The 19,100-nt window shown below is 50.6% G+C and carries 21 protein-coding genes; 13 read left to right on the forward strand and 8 right to left on the reverse strand.

Annotated elements, in window-relative coordinates:
- Window positions 1-13 precede the first annotated feature (13 nt).
- From OTG14_RS22375 to OTG14_RS22395, 5 genes are all read left to right on the forward strand, one after another.
- Window positions 14-1,576 carry an ATP-dependent nuclease gene (locus OTG14_RS22375; RefSeq protein ID WP_119916852.1) on the forward strand — a complete coding sequence of 521 codons (1,563 nt, stop codon included), beginning with the start codon at window positions 14-16 and terminating at the stop codon, window positions 1,574-1,576.
- Window positions 1,561-2,583 carry a DEAD/DEAH box helicase gene (locus OTG14_RS22380; protein WP_007374383.1) on the forward strand — a complete coding sequence of 341 codons (1,023 nt, stop codon included), beginning with the start codon at window positions 1,561-1,563 and terminating at the stop codon, window positions 2,581-2,583. Before OTG14_RS22375 ends, OTG14_RS22380 begins: the two co-directional genes overlap by 16 nt.
- 208 nt (window positions 2,584-2,791) lie before the next feature.
- On the forward strand, window positions 2,792-3,349 hold the full coding sequence (locus OTG14_RS22385; protein ID WP_007374384.1) for an OsmC family protein: 558 nt from the start codon (window positions 2,792-2,794) through the stop codon (window positions 3,347-3,349).
- Between the two features lie 183 nt (window positions 3,350-3,532).
- Complete coding sequence (locus OTG14_RS22390; RefSeq protein ID WP_042936984.1) at window positions 3,533-4,102, forward strand: TetR/AcrR family transcriptional regulator; 570 nt, start codon at window positions 3,533-3,535, stop codon at window positions 4,100-4,102.
- Window positions 4,103-4,118: 16 nt separating this feature from the next.
- Window positions 4,119-4,457 (forward strand): carboxymuconolactone decarboxylase family protein, encoded by a 339-nt coding sequence (locus OTG14_RS22395; RefSeq protein ID WP_007374386.1) that lies wholly within the window; start codon window positions 4,119-4,121, stop codon window positions 4,455-4,457.
- Window positions 4,458-4,587: 130 nt separating this feature from the next.
- Here the strand turns inward: OTG14_RS22395 and OTG14_RS22400 are convergent, their stop codons facing one another.
- Window positions 4,588-5,490 carry a LysR substrate-binding domain-containing protein gene (locus tag OTG14_RS22400; protein WP_117500371.1) on the reverse strand — a complete coding sequence of 301 codons (903 nt, stop codon included), beginning with the start codon at window positions 5,488-5,490 and terminating at the stop codon, window positions 4,588-4,590.
- A gap of 141 nt (window positions 5,491-5,631) precedes the next feature.
- On the opposite strand from OTG14_RS22400, the gene OTG14_RS22405 reads away from it, so the two are divergent.
- Window positions 5,632-6,951 carry a 6-phospho-beta-glucosidase gene (locus OTG14_RS22405; RefSeq protein ID WP_267215775.1) on the forward strand — a complete coding sequence of 440 codons (1,320 nt, stop codon included), beginning with the start codon at window positions 5,632-5,634 and terminating at the stop codon, window positions 6,949-6,951.
- Between the two features lie 109 nt (window positions 6,952-7,060).
- Here OTG14_RS22405 and OTG14_RS22410 read toward each other — a convergent pair whose 3' ends face one another.
- Complete coding sequence (locus OTG14_RS22410; protein ID WP_007374389.1) at window positions 7,061-7,390, reverse strand: thioredoxin family protein; 330 nt, start codon at window positions 7,388-7,390, stop codon at window positions 7,061-7,063.
- Window positions 7,391-7,681: 291 nt separating this feature from the next.
- On the opposite strand from OTG14_RS22410, the gene OTG14_RS22415 reads away from it, so the two are divergent.
- Window positions 7,682-8,524 (forward strand): helix-turn-helix transcriptional regulator, encoded by an 843-nt coding sequence (locus OTG14_RS22415; protein WP_035943311.1) that lies wholly within the window; start codon window positions 7,682-7,684, stop codon window positions 8,522-8,524.
- Here the strand turns inward: OTG14_RS22415 and OTG14_RS22420 are convergent.
- Window positions 8,508-9,071: a YbhB/YbcL family Raf kinase inhibitor-like protein gene (locus OTG14_RS22420; protein ID WP_042936985.1), complete on the reverse strand. Its 564-nt coding sequence runs from the start codon at window positions 9,069-9,071 to the stop codon at window positions 8,508-8,510. The two genes, OTG14_RS22415 and OTG14_RS22420, sit on opposite strands and share 17 nt — an antisense overlap.
- A 370-nt stretch (window positions 9,072-9,441) precedes the next feature.
- On the opposite strand from OTG14_RS22420, the gene OTG14_RS22425 reads away from it, so the two are divergent.
- The 4 genes from OTG14_RS22425 to OTG14_RS22440 all read left to right on the forward strand — a co-directional run bounded on the left by OTG14_RS22425 (window position 9,442) and on the right by OTG14_RS22440 (window position 13,005).
- Window positions 9,442-10,548 (forward strand): alkene reductase, encoded by a 1,107-nt coding sequence (locus tag OTG14_RS22425; RefSeq protein ID WP_007374392.1) that lies wholly within the window; start codon window positions 9,442-9,444, stop codon window positions 10,546-10,548.
- 81 nt (window positions 10,549-10,629) lie between these two features.
- Window positions 10,630-11,331, forward strand: coding sequence for a DsbA family oxidoreductase (locus OTG14_RS22430; RefSeq protein WP_007374393.1), 702 nt, complete (start codon window positions 10,630-10,632; stop codon window positions 11,329-11,331).
- Window positions 11,332-11,393: 62 nt separating this feature from the next.
- Window positions 11,394-12,167 (forward strand): SDR family NAD(P)-dependent oxidoreductase, encoded by a 774-nt coding sequence (locus OTG14_RS22435; RefSeq protein ID WP_103072766.1) that lies wholly within the window; start codon window positions 11,394-11,396, stop codon window positions 12,165-12,167.
- 85 nt (window positions 12,168-12,252) lie between these two features.
- Window positions 12,253-13,005, forward strand: coding sequence for an alpha/beta hydrolase family protein (locus OTG14_RS22440; RefSeq protein ID WP_007374395.1), 753 nt, complete (start codon window positions 12,253-12,255; stop codon window positions 13,003-13,005).
- A 244-nt stretch (window positions 13,006-13,249) separates the two neighbouring features.
- Here OTG14_RS22440 and OTG14_RS22445 read toward each other — a convergent pair whose 3' ends face one another.
- A complete protein-coding gene (locus OTG14_RS22445; RefSeq protein ID WP_267215776.1) occupies window positions 13,250-13,744 on the reverse strand; it encodes a thioredoxin family protein in 495 nt (164 codons plus the stop codon).
- 185 nt (window positions 13,745-13,929) lie between these two features.
- On the opposite strand from OTG14_RS22445, the gene OTG14_RS22450 reads away from it, so the two are divergent.
- Both OTG14_RS22450 and OTG14_RS22455 read left to right on the forward strand, forming a co-directional pair.
- Entirely contained in the window at window positions 13,930-14,778 is an 849-nt protein-coding gene (locus tag OTG14_RS22450) for a DMT family transporter (protein WP_267215777.1), read from the forward strand.
- 131 nt (window positions 14,779-14,909) lie between these two features.
- Window positions 14,910-16,145, forward strand: coding sequence for a MalY/PatB family protein (locus tag OTG14_RS22455; protein ID WP_252797911.1), 1,236 nt, complete (start codon window positions 14,910-14,912; stop codon window positions 16,143-16,145).
- Between the two features lie 233 nt (window positions 16,146-16,378).
- Here the strand turns inward: OTG14_RS22455 and hxlB are convergent, their stop codons facing one another.
- From hxlB to OTG14_RS22475, 4 genes are read right to left on the reverse strand one after another with little or no spacing between them, the layout of a single operon-like run.
- On the reverse strand, window positions 16,379-16,900 hold the full coding sequence (gene hxlB / locus OTG14_RS22460) for a 6-phospho-3-hexuloisomerase (protein WP_007374399.1): 522 nt from the start codon (window positions 16,898-16,900) through the stop codon (window positions 16,379-16,381).
- Window positions 16,901-16,954: 54 nt separating this feature from the next.
- Window positions 16,955-17,413: a PTS sugar transporter subunit IIA gene (locus OTG14_RS22465; RefSeq protein WP_007374400.1), complete on the reverse strand. Its 459-nt coding sequence runs from the start codon at window positions 17,411-17,413 to the stop codon at window positions 16,955-16,957.
- On the reverse strand, window positions 17,413-17,706 hold the full coding sequence (locus tag OTG14_RS22470; protein WP_007374401.1) for a PTS sugar transporter subunit IIB: 294 nt from the start codon (window positions 17,704-17,706) through the stop codon (window positions 17,413-17,415). The genes OTG14_RS22465 and OTG14_RS22470 overlap by 1 nt, the downstream gene beginning before the upstream one ends.
- Window positions 17,707-17,727: 21 nt before the next feature.
- Window positions 17,728-19,098 carry a PTS galactitol transporter subunit IIC gene (locus OTG14_RS22475; protein WP_007374402.1) on the reverse strand — a complete coding sequence of 457 codons (1,371 nt, stop codon included), beginning with the start codon at window positions 19,096-19,098 and terminating at the stop codon, window positions 17,728-17,730.
- Between the last annotated feature and the right edge of the window lie 2 nt (window positions 19,099-19,100).

Here is a 19,100-nt window from a genome sequence, read left to right on the forward strand (position 1 = left end):
AAAGGAATAAAAGATGCCTCTGATCACGCGGCTTATGCTGCAAAACTTTAAAAAGTTTCCGGAACTGGACCTGCGCTTCACTCATGACCGTAACATTCTGGTCGGGGACAATGAGTCCGGGAAAAGCACGATTCTGCTGGCCCTTGACCTTGTGCTGAGTGACAGCCGGCACCGGGTCGAGGCACTGGGTGTGGAATCGCTCCTGTCCCAGTCAGCCGTCAGGCAGTTTCAGGAAGGTGAGCGCCGCGCCGATCGGTTACCCGTGCTGACAGCTGACGTTTTCCTGAGTAACGGGGGAGATCCTGACCTGAACGGCAGGCAAAATCTGGCGGGTATCGATGCGGATGGTCTCAGAATGCGCATTGCACCCATGACGGAGGAATACGCTCAGGATATTCACCATGTCCTGCAGCAGGATCCCGATAATTTTCCCTATGAATACTATTCCGTGCGGTTCAGCACCTTCTCCGGCGGTCATTTCGCCGGCTTCAGACGCTATCTGCGCCATCTGCTGTTAGACAGTGCACGCATCGATAACGAGCACGCCGCACAGGAATATACGCGCACGGTTTACAGCGTCAATGTGCCGGTGGCCGATCGGTACCGGCTTGAAAACAGTTACCGGCAACAGAAAATGCACTTCTGCACCCGGCATCTGTCCGCCATAAACGACACGCTGGAAACGTATCAGTTTGGCGTGCGTTCCGGTGCCAAATCAGGTCTTGAGGCGAATCTGGACATTACCGAGGACGGTATTTCCATTCGTCACCGTGGAAAAGGAAGGCAGTGCTTCATCAAAACGGAGTTTGCACTGCAGCGGCATCAGCAGCAGGGAGAGCTCCACGCACTGTTGCTTGAGGAGCCGGAGAATCATCTCAGCCATGTCAGTATGAAGAGGCTGGTTAATCAGCTTGCCGCTGAACGGCAGACGCAGGTGTTTATTGCCACACACAGCAGCCATATCTCCTCCCGCCTCGATCTGCGTAAGGCAATCCTCCTCGGGCCTGCCCGGCCGGTACTGATGAATGAACTTTCCGCTGAGACTGCCGCCTTCTTTATGAAAGCACCGGATAATAACGTGCTGGAATTTGCGCTGGCCAGACGTGTGCTGCTCGTGGAGGGGGATGCTGAGTTTATTCTGATCGAGGCCTTTTATCGCCGCCTGTATGGCAGGGCGCCGGAGGATGACGGGGTTCACATCATCGCTATCGGCGGAACGAGTTTCCGTCGTTATCTTGAGCTGGCCCGTCTTCTGGAAAATCGCGTCGCGGCCCTTCGTGATAATGACGGCAACTACCAGCAAAATTGCGATGAACGCTATGCTGACGTGCTTTGTTCCCGCACCCGGGTATTTGCCGATCGCGACAACACCCGATCCACATTTGAAATCTGCCTGTATCAGGATAACGCTGGTCTGTGTGATGCGCTTTTCCGCGGAACCCGCCGGACACTCACGGTGCAGGAATACATGCTGGCCAATAAGGCAGAAGCAGCATTCCGGCTGTTACAGCTGCACGCCGAAGAGCTGACAGTACCTGATTATATTCAGAGGGCACTGGCATGGATAAGAGAGTGATATTTGCGGTTGCCGGCTCGGGCAAGACCACGCTGCTGATACGACGGTTGAGTGAGGACCGGCGGACGCTGCTCCTGACCTTCACAGTGAATAATGAAGCGCATCTGCGGGCGCAGATTATCAGACGTTTTGGCTTTATCCCGGACGGGATCAGGGTGATGACCTGGTTTGAGTTTCTGCACGGTTTTTGCTTCCGGCCTTTCCTGCAGGAGCAGCTGGCATCGCGTGGCCTGAGCTTCGACCAGCCCCCACCCGGAATACCGCGCACGAATGCCCGGCATTATCAGGATCCCGCCGGACGGCTGTATCACCGGCGGCTCGCACACCTGCTGACAGCCCGGGGGCTGCTGCCGGATATCCGTACCCGGCTTGCCCGTTACTACGATGAACTGCTTGTCGATGAAGTCCAGGACTTTGCCGGACATGACTTTAATTTTCTGCTGGAGCTCTGCCGCGCGGAAATCACTGTGCTCTGTTGCGGCGATTTTTATCAGCATACCTTTGACACAAGCCATGACGGCAACGTTAATTCAACGCTGCACGATGACATTACGCGATATGAGGCCCGCTTCGATGCAGCCGGTTTCACGGTTGACCGGGACACGCTCAACCGGACATGGCGTTGCTCGGCTTCAGTGTGCGAGTTTATCACCGGGCAGCTGAACATCCGTATCGCTGCCCATGGGACACATGCCACCCTGATTGAAACGATCGCAGATGCAGAGCGCGCTGCCACCCTGCACGCTGATAATACGGTGATTAAGCTCTTCTATCGTGAACATCACCGTTACGGCTGTTACTCGCTGAACTGGGGCGTCAGTAAAGGGCTCGACCACTTTCAGGATGTCTGCATTGTGATGGGACCCACACACTGGAAGCTTCTGAATCGTCAGGAACTGGCAGCCCTTCCGCCGTCGTCCCGTAACAGGCTGTACGTGGCATGCTCACGGGCGCGCGGCAACATTTATTTTGTCTCAGAAACTCATCTGCGCCGATTCAGGGTCTGAATCAGTTGATCCTCCATTGCGCAATATCCAGTAAAACAAGCTCTTCTTGGCCGCACACACCTGTATTTCGTTCAGATTCGGAAGGGATTTCATAAGCACTCCGGATGTAGTAGACAACGCCTGTTTCTGCGTGTAATCTACCATCTAGTTGATTGGTTGATTTTCAATTAATCATTAATTAAATCCGCACTGTATCTCAGGAGTTAAAATGACTGATTTAAAAAAACCTTTTGCTGACGCTAATGTTATTCGCGGTACACGAGAAGCTATTCGCCAGCATCCAGAACTGGGCAATCTCACCTTTAACATGAAGAGTAAATCCAACGGTGGAGTATCCGTCCGAGTGGAAACTCATGCGACTATCCAGAACGGCAAGGTTGATACCAGTCGCTCCGGAAAATTTGCTAATGTTGGCGATGAACCTGCTGATTTATCGGGTACTGATAGCGGTATGGGCCCAGCTGAATACATTTTGCAGGCACTTGCCGGTTGTTATACCGCGACTCTGACTGTGATGGCGGCAGAAAAGGGCATTGAACTTGATGGTATTGAACTTGACCTGAATTTCGACATTAATCTGAACGGTTTCCTGGGTCTTGACGAAAAAGTTCGCAATGGGGCGAAAGCGATCCGTGTTGGCGTTAAGCTCTCCAGTCCGACCGCCAGCCGTGAACAGCTTGAAGAAATGGTTCGTGCTCTCCCAGAAAGCTCGCCGATCCACGATACCCTGGCGAACCCGGTCAGTATTGATACCCGGTTGGTGTAGGTAAAACTCAGAGAGGGAAATGCCTGAACACTGTCATTTCCCTACTGCCTGATGGCTATTAACTCCGACCAAAACGCGTTATCAGAGAAGGTTAAATTACTGTTGTGAACTGATGTCCCCTTGCAGGGAACAACAGGCGCAGATAATATCTACCAACTAGTAGATTATAATTGTGAGGATTATATGTCAGTCATGACACGAGAAAGGCTTCTGAATGAAGCGGACCATCTGATGCGCGAACGGGGTTACTCTGCATTCAGCTATGCTGATTTGTCAAAGAGTATTGGTATCACTAAGGCCAGTATTCATCACCACTTCCCAACCAAAGACGTTTTGGGCGAACAAGTGGTGATTCAGGCCCATACCGATACCAAAAACCGATTTGAACAGATTGAAAAGACGGAGAATACGGTTGCGCAGATGCTTACCGCTTACGTGGAGCTTTTCATCGAGAGCTATCGCACGTCGCGTATGCCGCTGTGCTGTGCTTTGTCTGCGGAAATGGCCAATCTGCCACCGAATATCAGAGTTCAGGCGACCGAATATTTCGATATGCAGATTGCCTGGTTGACCAAAATTGTCAGCCGTGGCGTTGATGCAGGGGAACTGACTGCTGACTTGCCGCCATCAAAAATGGCGCTGCTTATTTTGAATTTATGCGAGGGCGCTAGCGTTGTTTCCCGGGCGATTAATAAGCCTGAGCTTTTCAACGATACGCTTGAACAGATCCTAATGATTGTTAAAAGAAAATAATTCTGGAGATGACCCCATGTTAGATTGGAATGAATACCGCTCAGAAGTGATGCAACGTGTTGGTGATCTGGGTAAGCTGACCCCGGAAACGCTAAAAGGCGTCATGGCTTTGGGCAACGCCGGCAATAAGACCAACCTTCTGGGCGCGAAAGTGCGTGAACTGATTGCACTGGCTTGTGCGGTGACGACTCGCTGTGATGGTTGCATCGCCGTCCATGCCGAAGCTGCCGTTAAAGCTGGCGCCACAGAAGAAGAAATTGCTGAAGCCCTGGGTGTGGCGATCAACCTGAATGCAGGCGCTGCAGTTGTCTATTCAGCACGTACGCTGGATGCGATTAAGCAACTGAAAGCGTAATAGTTATCGCGCTGAAAATATAAAAGGGCATGACTGCCCTTTTTTCACTTCTGACAGACATTGTCATCATGCTCTCTGGCATTAGGTCTGATATGGCTTTCATTGCCCCTTTTCAGAACGAAAACAGACTTTATTTCTCGTTAAACACATTTCTCACCCATTCGGCCAAAGCCCGAACGCCCGGTCGGTTAAGGTTTTCTCGTGGCATAATGAGGTCATATCCTCGCCCGGCGGGTATTTCTATTTCAAAAGGGGCGACCAGTCGGCCCTCATCGAGGTAATGTCGAATGAGTCGTTTTCTGCCCATGATGATACCGCCGCCATTGAGTGCCGCTTCAATCGACATCTGACAATTGTTGAAGCTTAAAAAATTATCTTCAACGGGCAGGTTTTTGCCAGACTCCCTGCACCATTCTCGCCATTCTGAAAAAACATTCTGGGAGTCAACGGATTCAGAGGTATGAATGAACGGGACTTCAGCTAACCAATGGTTTGCTTGCCTGATTTTTTTTGCAAGAGATGGAATACAGACGGGAACCAGCATCTCTTCAGATAACCGTTCGCAGTAGAGATCGGGGTATTTCAGATTACTGTAGTAGATAGCGACATCTACCCGTTCAAGATTAAAATCTACCAGACCGGCCCTCACTCTGAAATTGATATTCAGCCCTGGCCACCGTTCGGTAAATACCGGTAAGCGCGGCATCAGCCAGAGAAAAGCGAAGGTAGGTGGAAGGCCGACAGACAAGGTTCCTCTCAACCCCTGCACGCGAATATCTTCTATTTCATCACTGATGCGTTTAAGTGAAAACGCGAGTACGCCAAGTAAACGCTCCCCTTCATCGGTCAACTGAAGTTTTCTGGTCATTCTGATAAACAGTCTGAATCCGAGCATGGATTCAAGAGAACGAATGCGTTGGCTAACGGCCCCTTGCGTCAGATTGAGGGTTGTCGCCGCCTTAGTAAAGCTCATATGCAGTGCTGCCGTTTCAAACGTATGCAATAGTGCCAGTATGTTCTGTTGAGCGAGCATTCATTATTTTCCTTCTTAATTTTTCTTATGCATTATTTACAGTAATGCATACCCCGGAATTGATCGTTTGTCCACTAAGCCCCTTGTCCTCTTTAATTGGCCCAACAGACGTCCTGACAACAACGATGAGGGGAATATCTAATGAAGGGTCTTAAGTTAGTGGTTATTGGAGCGGGTTCAAGCTACACACCTGAACTGATGGAAGGCATTATCAAACGTCAAAATGAATTTCCGATCCGCGAGTTATGGCTGGTTGATATTGAGGATGGCCGTGAAAAAATGGCGATCATTGCGGGCCTCACCCGACGGATGCTGGAAAAAAATGGGCTGGATATACCGGTTTATGAAACCCTTGACCGCACAGAAGCACTGACCGGTGCCGATTTTGTTTGTTCTCAGTTCAGGGCCGGCTGCCTGGAAGCACGGATCAGCGACGAAAGGATATCGCTGAAATACGACATGATCGGTCAGGAAACCAATGGGCTGGGTGGGTTTGCCAATGCATGCCGCACTATCCCGATTGCATTGGCTATAGCGAAAGAAATGGAACAACTGTGCCCGGATGCCTGGTTGCTGAACTTTACTAACCCGTCGGGAATGGTCACGGAAGCGATACTGAAATACAGCAAAGTCAAAACCGTAGGGCTGTGCAATGTGCCTGTTATCATGCAAAAAGGTATTGCCAGTGCTTTAGGTATCAGTGACATCAATGAATTTATCATGCAGGTCGCGGGACTTAATCACTTCATTTTTGCGCGCCATATTTTTCATGAAGGTAAGGATAAGCTGCCTCAGGTTATTGAGCTGATTTCAGAGGGGAATGATCCGTTGGTGCCTAAAAATATTCCTCCTTTCAAATGGCCGGATCGGTTGTTGGCGAATATGGGAATGATACCTTGCCCCTACCTGCGTTATTACTACATGAGCGACGACATGTACCGTCAGGAGCTTGGCGAAGCACAAGGGGAAGGGACTCGTGGTGAGATCGTAAAGGAGCTCGAAAGAGAACTATTCGAAATTTATCGAAACCCGGAACTCGCCGAGAAACCGAAAGCGCTGGAAGGTCGGGGAGGACAGTACTATTCGGATGCGGCATGTGAATTGATGAGCGCAATATATAACGACAAACGCATCATCATGCATGTCAATACGCGAAACGATGGTGCGATTGCGGGCCTGCCGGATGACTGTGCGGTTGAGGTCAGTTCAATGATCACCCGTTCAGGACCTATGCCACTGAATGTCGAACCTTTCCCGGAAGATGTACTTCGTCTGATTCAACTGATGAAAAGCTTTGAGCAATTGACCATTGAGGCAGCCATCAGTGGTAATCGGTATACGGCATGGCGCGCCTTGGTTATTAATCCCCTGGTCAAAAGCGGTCAACTGCTTGAAAATGCATTGGATGAAGTGATCGAACATAACAAAGCGTTGATGCCGGCCTTCCAGCGCAATAAATAACGCTAAGCAGACTGGTCGGTTATTTTATAACAAAGCGGTTATCACTCTGAACGAGGGGGAACCGCTTGCCGATGATGCATCAGACCGCTAAGAGATAGATAAAAAGGCATTACTGCCCTTTTTTCAGCTCTGACAATGCTTGCTGATAAAACCCTGCCGATTTAACACCCGGTATACGCTGGACCAACTGCCCATCCTTGAACATCAGTACGGACGGCAGCCCCCAAATTTCATATTTGGTGGTCAGCACCGGTGCCAGATCCACATTCACTTTGCCGACTTTGACGTCGCTGTCAGTCTGCTCGGCAAAATGGTTAAAAATGTCTTCGCTCATCTGGCAAGGCGGACACCAGGGGGCAGAGAAGCGCACCACCGCAACCCCTTCATGCCTCTCGATTTCTCTAAAATTATCTTCATTGTAAAGGGCTAATTCACGCATCATTCACTCCAGTACGTTGTAATTTGTGAACAATTCTACCTACCAGTTGGTAGAATTGATTAACATAAAAAGCTATCATCAATTGAAAGGTACTTAAGCGAAGACAATGCCATGTTTTATCAATGGTTAAGCCTCATCTTATGTGGACGGCGTGCTGAGAATTGTGATATTTCACTCCATCTGAATGAGAAAACTGACGTATTGTAAAATCGGGATTACTTTATAAAAAAGCAAGCCCATCCATAAAGTGTCGGCCTACAGGGCTGGCCTATTCCTTTTCGTAAGGCGATGATGGAAAGAACATTATCCAGTCGTATTAATGTGGGGAGTACAGCGCATGTGCTGCATACGCAGCCCCTGATGATGCGCCATATCACTATAGATGAACCCACAATCATCCTGGTCCGCCATGGCAGGAAAATAATCCGCTGGGCGCAAGAGGAGATAACGCTGGAAGCGGGTGACGCGGTGGTCATCGGGGAGGGGCACTCTTTTGATATCATCAATACACCATCACCTTTAACGGGTACGTACGAAGCATCATGGCTGAGTTTTTGTGCCGATTTCGTCCAAAACTACTGCTTCATGCATGCCCCACGTATGAGCATGCACGAAGCAAATAAAATGGCGGAGCCAGGCAACAGTTTTCGCCAGGCCTTTTATCACACTGCACAGGCCATTACAGATACTGAAAACATACCTGAAAGTATCGTGGCCAGGCGTATGGAAGAGATGCTGAGTTGGCTGGATGAATACCGCATTTTCTTCGCGCTGAAACAACATACCGGACTGGCGATAAAAATCCGCAAACTCGTTGCAGCAGACATATCACAAGACTGGAATACTGCGCAGGTAGCGGCTGCATTTGGTATGTCGGCCACCACCCTGAGACGCCATCTGCATGCCGAAAATACGTCATTCACCCATCTGGTGACTGACATTCGCATGTGCCGCGCCCTGACACTTTTGCAGGTGACAGATCTTTCAGTCACCCGCATATCCCTGGAAGTCGGCTATGAAAATCCGTCTAAGTTCGCCGCCAGATTTCGAACTCGCTTCGGATTCAGCCCCAGCCTGGTCCGGGTTTCCGGCCAGGCTATCGGCAACCTGGCTGCGGTTAGCGGCCCTGCGTAATCTGAAGATGCGCTTCGCCCAGTGAGTTCGCTTTTGCCATAAAGCCGACCAGGGCGGGCGTCGAGTCCGCCGTTATTCCCGGAAGTTTGTCGACACGAAGTGCCGTCAGCGTGATCTCATAACGGTGCGTTTCACCCTTCGGCGGGCAAGGGCCGCCATAACCCGGGATACCGAAATCAGTCCTGGTCTGAAGAGCCCCTTGCGGGAGGTTTTTGTTATCCGCCGTTATCCCCGCCGGTAACGAATGAAGCGATGAGGGAATATTAACCACCTGCCAGTGGATCCAACCGAGGCCTGTCGGCGCGTCCCGATCATAGATTTTGAGAGCGAAGCTTTGGGTTCCTGCCGGCGCGCCACTCCAGTTAAAAGAGGGGGCAAGGTTTCCACCACTGCACCCAAATCCATAAGGTGAACTCAGGGTTTGAGCCACGGGGAAATGGTTTTTTTCAAGCTCATGACTTGTCAGCGTAAAACCGGCTGCAAAAGCGACCTGACTCGACAACGCCAGGCATAATGTACTGATAACTGTAAGGTGATGTCTGGACATTTACTCTTCTCCATAGGGGGGTGATTAATATCCGAATGATAAGAGGAGAGAAAGAGCCCGCGCCGCCCTGAACCGGCCAGTCTTAGCTCCATAACGCCCAAAAATGATATTTGTAATTCTCTGATTTCACAGGATGACGACCATCTCGCCGACGGCAGCTCACCTTACGCGGTATTCCCGGTGCCTGTCTGCTGTGACAAAAGAACAGCATGATTTGTTCTTTTACCTATTGACCAATCAACTAGTAGGTAGGTATAGTGCAACCATGCGCTTAACCGGCATCAGGTAGCGATCGTCAGCTCCCCGGCCCGCTAAGTATTAACTCCGGCCCCAGCGGGGCTTTTCTCTCTTTCGCCTTGCGAGGTACATGATGAGTAAGTTGTTCACCCCCTACAATCTGTCAGGCATGCAGTTAAAAAACCGCGTGGTCATGGCCCCGATGACCCGCACCCGCACAATGAACGACGTGCCGGATGACGTCGTTGCACTTTACTACGCCCAGCGCGCCTCTGCGGGGCTGCTTATCACCGAAGGCATGCCCGTTTCTGAAGAAGGGCGCGGCTATCTGTATACCCCGGGGATCTACAACGCTGCACACGTTCAGGGCTGGCGCAAAGTGACCGATGCGGTACATGCGAAGGGCGGCCGTATTTTTGCTCAGTTGTGGCATGTGGGCCGTATGTCTCACGTCTCTCTTCAGCCAGGTCACATAGCGCCGGTTTCAGCGGGCACCGTTCAGGCGGTCAATACCACCGTTTTTGCGCTGACCGAATCCGGAGAACCGGGCCCGGTTGTACCAAGCCAGCCGCGCGCGCTGGAAACGCATGAAGTGAAACGCATCACGGCAGACTTCGTGCACTCCGCACGCCTGGCGATGGAGGCCGGTTTTGACGGCGTGGAAATCATGGCGGCGAACGGCTTCATTTTCGACCAGTTCCTCAGCAGTGAGCTGAACCCTCGCACTGATGAATACGGTGGCTCTGTGGAAAACCGTCAGCGGTTCCTGCTGGAAACGGTTGATGCCATCTCTGCGGCTATTGGTAGCAATAAGGTGGGCTTGCGCATTTCACCGTTCGGGCGGATTTACGACCTGGCGCCATATGAAGGTGAAGAAGAGATTTGGGCCAGTATCGCAGCGGCTCTCGGCCAGCGTCAGCTGGCTTATGTACATCTCTATTATCAGCCTGTTTATACCCAGGCACCGGTTCCTGCCGGGTTCAAAGCCGCGTTCCGTAAAACTCTGGGGGGCACGGTTATTGCCGCCGGCGGCTTCACCCGCGAGATTGCCGAAACGGCACTTGAGGCAGACGAACTGGATCTTGTCGCGTTTGGCGTGCCGTACATCGCCAACCCTGATCTGGTCGAAAGAATGCAGAACGGCTGGCCGCTGGCCGAAAGCGATCGCACGACGTATTACGGCGTGACGGGGTCACCAGAGAAAGGCTACACCGATTATCCCGCCTGGAAAGCCAACTAACGCCACGAAGCCGGTGGTATTTGCGGTGCCCACATAAACAGGCACCGCCAGACGAAATTAATAGGGTATTCAGGAGCCAATATGCAAACCCTTAAGCCGATTATTACGATAGATATCTGGTCAGATCTGGTCTGCCCCTGGTGCTGGATTGCCAAAAAGCGTTTCGAACAGGGCCTTGCCGCCTTTGAACACAAGGAACAGGTCGTGGTCCGCCACCACAGTTTCCGTATTTCCGGCGACCGGCCTGCCGTGCCGTTCCGCAAAGCCCTTTACAAGAAGTTTGGCGGGGAACATGGGGCGGAACTGATGATGAATCAGGTGGGCACGGCCGGGAAGACAGAAGGGCTCCAGTATAACTTTGACACCATGCTTTTTGGCGATACCGAAGATGCCCATACGCTGCTCGCGGCTGCGCGTCACGCCAATATGGGCGACGCCATGGCAGAACGGTTTTATCGGGCCAGTGTGACTGAGGGGCGTTCCATTTTCGATCCGCTGGAGCTCATTGCGTTAGCTACAGAAGTGGGCATGTCCAGAGCCGACGCTGTAAGTGCCCTTGCCAATGAGGCCTTCCGTGCATCGGTGGCCGAAGATGAAGCCCATGCCCGGTCGATCGGGGTCAGCGGGGTCCCGCTGTTCCTGCTCAATGAAAAATATGCTATCAGCGGCGCGCAATCTGCGGACAACTTCCTGAACGTGTTGAAGCAAGTCTGGGAAGAAAAAGCGGCTGAACTGGCAAAAACTGACGGCCAGACCTGCGGCGCTGACGGTTGCAGCATCTGACACCTGAACGAGCCGGCTGCATGACTGCCGGCAAATCTACCCTGCAAATAACGGAGTTCAAAATGAGCGATTATTTTAAAGGCAAAAAACTGCTTGTCGTGGGTGGCACCAGCGGTATGGGTCTGGAAACGGCGCGTATGGTGCTGAAAGCCGGTGGCAGCGTGGTACTGACGGGCAATAAAAAAGACAAGGCAGAAGCGGTTCAGAAAGAGCTGAGCCCACTGGGTTCCGTGTCCGTGATTGCGGCAAACCTGATGACTGAAGAGGGCATGAACGCCATTCGTCAGGAGATTAATGCTAATCATCGCGATATTAGCCTGATGGTCAATGCGGCCGGGATCTTCATGCCGAAAGGCTTTACCGAGCATTTGGAAGCCGATTACGACATGTACCTGATGTTGAACCGGGCAACCTTCTTCATCACGCAGGACGTGGTGAAGAACATGCTGGCCGACGGCCGTGAAGGGGCGATTGTGAACGTGGGCTCCATTGGCGCGCAAGCCGCACTCGGCGACTCACCGGCTTCCGCGTACTCCATGGCCAAAGCCGGTCTCCACGCCTTGACACGCAACCTGGCCATTGAGCTGGCCAGTGCGGGTATCCGCGTGAACGCGGTCTCGCCAGGGATCGTGCATACCCCGATTTATGAAGGCTTCATGGCGAAAGAAGACATTGCCAGCGCAATGCAATCGCTGAACGCTTTCCATCCGCTGGGGCGTGTCGGCACGCCGGAAGATGTGGCCAATACCATCTTCTTCCTGTTGTCCGACAAAGCCTCCTGGGTGACTGGCGCAATCTGGGATGTCGATGCCGGTATCATGGCCGTTCGCAGATAAGCTCGTCGTAACCTATCAGCCGCCCCATGATGGGGCGACTGATAGGTATCTTGCTTGTAATTCAACCATTCTGAAAGTTAACATAATGAAAAAATTGAAATTTACCTTCAAAAATGCAGAAGGTGAGGAACTTGCCGGGTTGCTTGAATTGCCAGAAAATCCAAAAGCCTTTGCCCTGTTGGCGCACTGCTTTACCTGCGGGAAGGATCTGAAAGGTGCTGCACGCATTGCCAGGAAACTGACAGAAAATTCAATTGCGGTGCTTCGCTTTGATTTTACCGGGTTAGGCAACAGCGAAGGCGATTTTTCCAATACCAATTTTTCCTCGAATATTTCTGACCTGCTGTGCGCGGTCGATTATCTTCGTCGGGAATACGAGGCTCCTTCGCTGCTGATTGGTCACAGCCTTGGCGGTTCGGCAATCCTCTCTATTGCAGCCAAAGTGCCTGAAGCCAGAGCGGTCGTAACCATAGGTTCGCCAGGCGAATTGACGCATGTACAGCGGTTGTTCAAAGACAATATCGAAGATATCAGGAACCATGGCGCTTTCCCGGTAGAGCTTGCAGGCCGGGTATTCACGCTCAAAAAGCAAATGCTGGATAACATTCAGGAGCATAAAATAGCGGAGAAGGTATTTACCATGAATAAGCCGCTGCTGATTTTTCATGCTCCCAATGATGATACCGTGCTGATTGAACAGGCAGAGAAAATTTTTAAAGCCGCCAGACACCCCAAAAGCTTTATCTCACTGGGTGAAGCAGATCATCTTCTGACGCATCCTCAGGATGCGGAATATGTTGCCGGGATTATCGTTGCCTGGAGTTCTGCTTACATTTAGAGGGCGTGTAAAGCTTCGTGAAGCTGCAGGTGCTGTCGTTGGCCACTGAATAAACGGGCGTAGCATTTTGGTTGCACATACAAGACTGCGTAGCATGCTTTCTTTACGCGAAAAAAGCCCTGCTTAGATGCAGGGCTAAGGGCATTGTTGCTATGGTTTATTTTTATTATTTCCCTGGCATTGCTCAACTTCCAGGTTTATTACCTTCAGGTTGAGATTCAATTAATTTAACTTTAACGCTCTCTTATTTTCCTGGAAAAATTGAAGCCACTTCGCGGGCAGTATCGACCAGAAGTTCACCGTTTTTGTAGCTCTCGCTCACTTCTCCGTTCTTGCCGATAGCGGTTTTAGGCCGTTCAATAAACTGCCCCAGCGGAGTCACGTTCTCATCCAGTACCACGGCAAACGGAATTTTGACTTTATCGACACCAAAGTGTGCTTTAAAGACGTCTTCGGCCTTGTCGCGGGTGATAATACCCAGACGTATTGCCGGCGTTGACGCGGCAATGGCATGGATTACAGGCAAGTTTTTATGGCAGTCGGGGCACCACATTTCAGCAGCTACCAGAATGCTGTACGAACCCGGAAGTTGCGAGAGCTTACTGATGACATCGTCAGGTAATGCCTCGTTGGCAAGCCCCTCAAAATGCCGCAATGCGTTGCGGTCTTCTTCTGCTCCGCTGCCAACAAATTCGTTATAATCTGATGCTGCTTCGAGCAGTACGTTGAAATCTTGCATATGTTCTCCTTTGTTAGTAACGGGTCTACGGCTTTACATAAATCTGGCAATGATAAAGGTCAATGCTCCAGGCATGACCTGAAAAGGCGTACCATTTTAGTCTGGCTGCCATAAGTAGATATTGCCATCCTACCTACTAATTGATAGATTATCACGTAATTTGTTAATTTTGAGGCGTCACGCTGATGGGGCGGTCTGTTGGATTCAAGATAGTGATAGCAATGATGGCATTCGCAGCCAATTCTGTGCTCTGTCGGATTGCGTTGAAAGGCGAACATATTGATCCGGTGACGTTCAGTGACCTTCGCCTGATGAGCGGGGCGGTGGTCTTGTTACCACTGTTGTTGAGACGTGAGGGGAAAAAGCAGGGCATCTGGAGCTTGAAAAGCGGGTTCTTTCTTATGGCCTACGCCCTGTGTTTCTCCCTTGCCTATATCCATTTGGATACAGGAACAGGTGCTTTGCTCTTGTTTGGCGTTGTGCAACTGGCGATGGTGGCCCATGGCCTTTTCCATGGGGAAAGGCTGTCTTTTTCCAGAGCAACGGGGCTTGGGCTGGCTGTAGCCGGCATGGCTGCTCTTCTCTTACCTGGTGCCAAAGCGCCCCCCTTGGGCAGCGCTGTTCTGATGGCGCTTTCAGGCCTTGCCTGGGCGGCTTATACCCTCTGCGGAAAGCGCTCTCCTGATGCTGCGCAGGCAACTGCGGCAAACTTCATCCTTGCTGTACCTTTTGCCCTGGTGTTGTCGCCGTTCATTAGCCAGGGAGCGCACTTCGACGGTATCGGAATTGTCCTGGCAATACTCTCTGGTGCCGGTGCTTCTGCCGGAGCCTATGTACTCTGGTATTCACTTTTACCTCGTCTTGAGTCTGTTGCAGCCAGTACGGTTCAGTTGAGTGTGCCCTGTCTGGCGATGCTGGGAGGCGTAACATTTTTGGGCGAGTCACTGAGCCTCAGAATGGCTTTTTCAACCCTGGCAGTTCTTGCAGGCATTCTGTTGGTGATCAAGGCTCCGGGTCAGAAAATACGGCACTGATATTAACGTGCCAGTCATGACTTGATCACTCTGCAAATGGTTTTTTAGGTTTTAAAGCAATGGAATATCTAATTGTTAGCAAAAGTCAGTGGCGCTGTAACCTCATTGGATAAACTAACCGGGTAACCTCTATGAAATACGATTTTGATGAAGTAGTGGACAGGACTGGAACAGATAGCTTAACCGTCGACGGCTGGCGCGAATATATGTTCGGTGACCATGAAAGTCCCGTGCCGGAAGTACCGGCCACTGGTTTTATAAACCTCTGGGTAGCAGACATGGCTTTTTCCACCCCCGAGCCGGTGCTTGAAGCCATACGTTCCCGGTTAGATAAAAAAATTCTTGGCTACACCCGCGTTTATGACAGGGACTACTATGAGATTTTTGGGGCCTGGTGTGAAAGGAATTACGGATACCGGTTTCAGGAAGAAAGCATTGTTTTCTCCCCCGGTATTATCCCTGCACTTAACCGATTGGTGCCGTTACTCACCCACGAAGAAGATAGCATCCTCATCCTGACCCCTTCTTACGCACCGTTTAAAAAAGCCGGAGACTATAGCGGTCGTCGCGTCGTCGATTGCCCGCTTAGAAATAACGAAGGCCACTGGGCGGTAGATTTTGAGGCAATGGAACAAGCCCTGAGCGATGACCAGCAGCGAATTAAAGCCTTCTTTCTCTGTAACCCGCATAATCCCACCGGACGTGTCTGGCGACGTGATGAGTTGCAGAAAATGATAACGTTATGCCTTAAACATGATGTGTGGGTTATTTCTGATGAAATACACTGTGATTTATCCCGCTCGGGCGTCACGCATATTCCCGCCGCGTCAGTCTTTCCTGAAAATCATAAAATTATCACCTGCATGTCGACCAGCAAGACGTTCAACCTGGCGGGTAATCTGCTGGCAAATATCATGATCCCTGATGCCTCAGTGAGAGCAGAATGGCTTCGCCTGCATGATGATTTTATCTCACCGTTGAGTCTGGTGGCTAACAAGGCCGCCTGGTCCGAGTGCGATGAGTGGTTGACTCAGCTCAGGCTCTACATTGACGAGAATTTCCGTTTTCTACAGGACTATCTGAGGACATATCATCCGCTGGCCCGTTTTATCATTCCGGAAGGGACCTATCTGGCATGGATTGATATCTCTCCTCTGCTGGATGTCAGTAATCAGGAAGAAGTAACCCTCTTTTTTGCCAGACATGCGGGTGTATTGCTTGAAGGGGGACAAATGTTTGTCAGTAACGGAGACGGGTACATACGTCTTAATCTGGCTTGTCCACGCGCCGTGCTTGCCGAAGGGCTTAGCCGCATAAGCAACGCATTGAGTGCCAGTTCTACCGGAACCATAGCCGCAACAATGTAGCCAGGAGAACAGGATGACGAAACACTATGACCAGAGAGACTGGATAGGACGCTGAACAGTTCTGATTTTAGCATGCCAGCGTATCAATTGTGTGCGACAAAGAAACTGATTGGGGTCGTTGGGGGCGAAAAAGACGAAGGTATTATTGACGCTCTTAAATGTGCTGATTGCTGATTTTGATACGGCTATTAGGCTCCTGGGGTAATAGCCGCTTGTACTTTGCCTCGCCTGTATCACTCAATATCGGCGTGCCGTTCCTTCATTGTCTCATTCGTTTCATTAAGATTGGCCATTAATGCCAGAACCATACTGTCATAGGTCAGCAGGGAAGCCTGTTCGAAGAGAGAGGCCATCGGTTGAACGCTATGGACTGCCGGGATAGTGAGCACGTAATCCGCCAGGGTCGCCAGAGTTGAATCTGGTGAGGTAGTGATGAGCGCAATATAAACGCCATTATTCTTAGCAATTTTCACCTGGTTGATCAGGCGTTGGGTCTCTCCGGAGCCTGAACCAACGATCATCAGGTCGTTTTTGCGGGAATGTGGAGCGCTGATTTCCCCGACCACACTGACGGACAGGCCAAGATGCATCAGCCGGTTAGCAAAAGCGTTTATCATTTGCCCTGAACGTCCAGCACCGGCAAGAAATACATGACCGGCAGTAATAATAGAATCAACAAGTGTGCTAAATTCTTTCTCATCGATTTTATCCACAAGTGAAGATAACTCTTTCAAAACGAGGGAGTACTTTTTCATTATGGTCATTCTTTTATTGAAAAAGGCAGACAGGGTATATCTGCCTTTTGTTTATCAGGATGCGGCAAGCATTTCTTCAACATATTTCCCGACTTCGTGCGTTTTAAGGTTACGGCACGACTCGATGAACGAAATATCCTGGAAGAGCGTAAAGAGTCGACGCAGCACAGACATATGCTGATCGCTTGTGGCGAATGCGAGATTAAACATAATGCTGCATTCTACTGTGAGGTCAGCATCTTCCATCTGACCAAACACGACCTCTTTATCAAAACGTACAATGCTTATGCTGTTGGTTTTTACCAGCGTATAGTCCGCATGTGGAATGGCAATGCCCTGACCGTTCGCCATCAATAAACCGGTTGGATAAGTCTTCTCACGCTCCAGGCAGGCCTGTATATAGACGGGCGTGATATAGCCTTTTTCCAGCAGCTTCTGGCCTGCAAACTCAATTGCAGCATGCCAGTCAGCGATCGTACCCTCGACGTCGTTTACCAGAATCTCAAGTTTCATCATTTCACCTGGCCAAGCATTTCTTCTTTAACAGCATCAAAGATTTCATCTTCGCCCAGACCCGTTAACAGGCCTGCTCCCACAATCACACGCGTGGTGATGCCCGGGTTATCCAGCTTGGTTGAAGAAACGATCAGGTCATAGCTGTTAAACGTGTCCGTGGTACAGGCCATTAAAGAGGATTTATCTACCTGCGCTTCGATATTCTGTTCTTTCAGATAGTCCTGCAGGACAGAAACCATAATGGAAGAGGAGGCAATACCGTTTCCGCATACAACTAAAATCTTTTTCATTTTCAGGTACCTTCTGAGGTTTTAAGCCGTTTTTTCTGCCTCAGTTTTCAACTGACGGCGCGCTTTCTGTTTGAGTAAGTAGCCTACGGACAACAACAACACAGCGGCGAGAGCATAGCCTGCGATACCAACATGGCTGAGGCCAGCAAAAAGGCCGGTGAACGGGTTAGCTGACGGGTTAAGCGATGAGTACATCACGCTGGCATCAGGATTTGTGCCGAATTTCTGGAACACTTCATTCGTTGCCGGAGCCATCCAGGAAGCGATGTATAAGCCGCTGCCAAACAGGATGATGGAGGTCACCCAGGTTCTAATAATGTTGCCATTAAAAACAGGCACCATACAGGCAATAAAGAATACGAACTGTGAGAGGTCCCCCAGTGGCATCACGCGGTTGCCAGGAAGAACAACGGCGAGGATAACAATGACCGGGATCAGCAGCAGTGCAGGCGCAATAACTGAAGGATGACCAACAATCAACGCGGTATCCATCCCGACAGTGATCTCACGATCCGGGAAACGTTTAACCAGTTTCTTACGCGCCACGTTGGACAACGGAACCAGACCTTCCATCATGATTGAGGTCATGCGTGGCAGCAGGAGCATCACTGCGGCAAGGTACATACCCAGCTGCAGGCTGGCGATAATGGTGTGATACGGAGATTCCCAACCATAACCACAGAAGCCAAGAAGAATACCAATAATGAAACCAACCATGGTCGGATCGCCCAGGATACCAAAGCGTTTCTGAATGCTTTCCGCTGTAACGTTCAGATTACGGAACCCAGGTATGCGATCGTAGATCCAGTTAAACGGATAAGCGAAAAGCAAATAGGTATTTGCAACCGGATGGGAGATGGCAACGCCTTTTGGCAGGTTGAAGAATTTCTCGTTGTTTTTGGCACCCAGGTCAGCCGCAATAAGTGCCCAGACATGGAACAATGCAGCCGTAAGAACACCATAAAGGAAGCTGCCGGAATAAACCCCAACGATCGCTCCCATAGAGGCATTCTGATGAAGATTAAACACGTCAACGTTTACACAGTCCGTTAGACGGGCCACCAACATGGCAATATTCACGGCAACGCACAGAGGAATAATTATCGCCCCCATGTTTGAGCCAAAACCCATTACGGCGGTGGCTGCGCCACCAACGTCAATGGCGCTCAGTGAGGAACCGGTAGCCTCAGCAAGTCCCGTAACCGCTGGCTGCATTTTTTCAAGCATCAGCTTGATGGTCATGGTTAATGCAATAAAGCCGATGCCGACTTTAATGGCTGATGATATACACTCTGACAGGGGGCGCCCCAGAAGTTTCATCAGAATAAGGAAGATGACCGGTATAAAAATAAAATTACCCAGGTCATTGATAAACTGTGTGATCAGTTCCATTT

Origin of the sequence: Enterobacter pseudoroggenkampii, from assembly GCF_026420145.1 — a bacterium.
GTDB lineage: Bacteria > Pseudomonadota > Gammaproteobacteria > Enterobacterales > Enterobacteriaceae > Enterobacter > Enterobacter pseudoroggenkampii.

Excerpts from the sequence above, each read along its gene's own strand:
- OTG14_RS22375 (WP_119916852.1), top strand. The coding sequence starts at position 14 with ATGCCTCTGATCACGCGGCTTATGCTGCAAAACTTTAAAAAGTTTCCG.
- OTG14_RS22380 (WP_007374383.1), top strand. The coding sequence starts at position 1,561 with ATGGATAAGAGAGTGATATTTGCGGTTGCCGGCTCGGGCAAGACCACG.
- OTG14_RS22385 (WP_007374384.1), top strand. The coding sequence starts at position 2,792 with ATGACTGATTTAAAAAAACCTTTTGCTGACGCTAATGTTATTCGCGGT.
- OTG14_RS22390 (WP_042936984.1), top strand. The coding sequence starts at position 3,533 with ATGTCAGTCATGACACGAGAAAGGCTTCTGAATGAAGCGGACCATCTG.
- OTG14_RS22395 (WP_007374386.1), top strand. The coding sequence starts at position 4,119 with ATGTTAGATTGGAATGAATACCGCTCAGAAGTGATGCAACGTGTTGGT.
- OTG14_RS22400 (WP_117500371.1), bottom strand. The coding sequence starts at position 5,490 with ATGCTCGCTCAACAGAACATACTGGCACTATTGCATACGTTTGAAACG.
- OTG14_RS22405 (WP_267215775.1), top strand. The coding sequence starts at position 5,632 with ATGAAGGGTCTTAAGTTAGTGGTTATTGGAGCGGGTTCAAGCTACACA.
- OTG14_RS22410 (WP_007374389.1), bottom strand. The coding sequence starts at position 7,390 with ATGCGTGAATTAGCCCTTTACAATGAAGATAATTTTAGAGAAATCGAG.
- OTG14_RS22415 (WP_035943311.1), top strand. The coding sequence starts at position 7,682 with ATGGAAAGAACATTATCCAGTCGTATTAATGTGGGGAGTACAGCGCAT.
- OTG14_RS22420 (WP_042936985.1), bottom strand. The coding sequence starts at position 9,071 with ATGTCCAGACATCACCTTACAGTTATCAGTACATTATGCCTGGCGTTG.
- OTG14_RS22425 (WP_007374392.1), top strand. The coding sequence starts at position 9,442 with ATGAGTAAGTTGTTCACCCCCTACAATCTGTCAGGCATGCAGTTAAAA.
- OTG14_RS22430 (WP_007374393.1), top strand. The coding sequence starts at position 10,630 with ATGCAAACCCTTAAGCCGATTATTACGATAGATATCTGGTCAGATCTG.
- OTG14_RS22435 (WP_103072766.1), top strand. The coding sequence starts at position 11,394 with ATGAGCGATTATTTTAAAGGCAAAAAACTGCTTGTCGTGGGTGGCACC.
- OTG14_RS22440 (WP_007374395.1), top strand. The coding sequence starts at position 12,253 with ATGAAAAAATTGAAATTTACCTTCAAAAATGCAGAAGGTGAGGAACTT.
- OTG14_RS22445 (WP_267215776.1), bottom strand. The coding sequence starts at position 13,744 with ATGCAAGATTTCAACGTACTGCTCGAAGCAGCATCAGATTATAACGAA.
- OTG14_RS22450 (WP_267215777.1), top strand. The coding sequence starts at position 13,930 with ATGGGGCGGTCTGTTGGATTCAAGATAGTGATAGCAATGATGGCATTC.
- OTG14_RS22455 (WP_252797911.1), top strand. The coding sequence starts at position 14,910 with ATGAAATACGATTTTGATGAAGTAGTGGACAGGACTGGAACAGATAGC.
- hxlB (WP_007374399.1), bottom strand. The coding sequence starts at position 16,900 with ATGAAAAAGTACTCCCTCGTTTTGAAAGAGTTATCTTCACTTGTGGAT.
- OTG14_RS22465 (WP_007374400.1), bottom strand. The coding sequence starts at position 17,413 with ATGAAACTTGAGATTCTGGTAAACGACGTCGAGGGTACGATCGCTGAC.
- OTG14_RS22470 (WP_007374401.1), bottom strand. The coding sequence starts at position 17,706 with ATGAAAAAGATTTTAGTTGTATGCGGAAACGGTATTGCCTCCTCTTCC.
- OTG14_RS22475 (WP_007374402.1), bottom strand. The coding sequence starts at position 19,098 with ATGGAACTGATCACACAGTTTATCAATGACCTGGGTAATTTTATTTTT.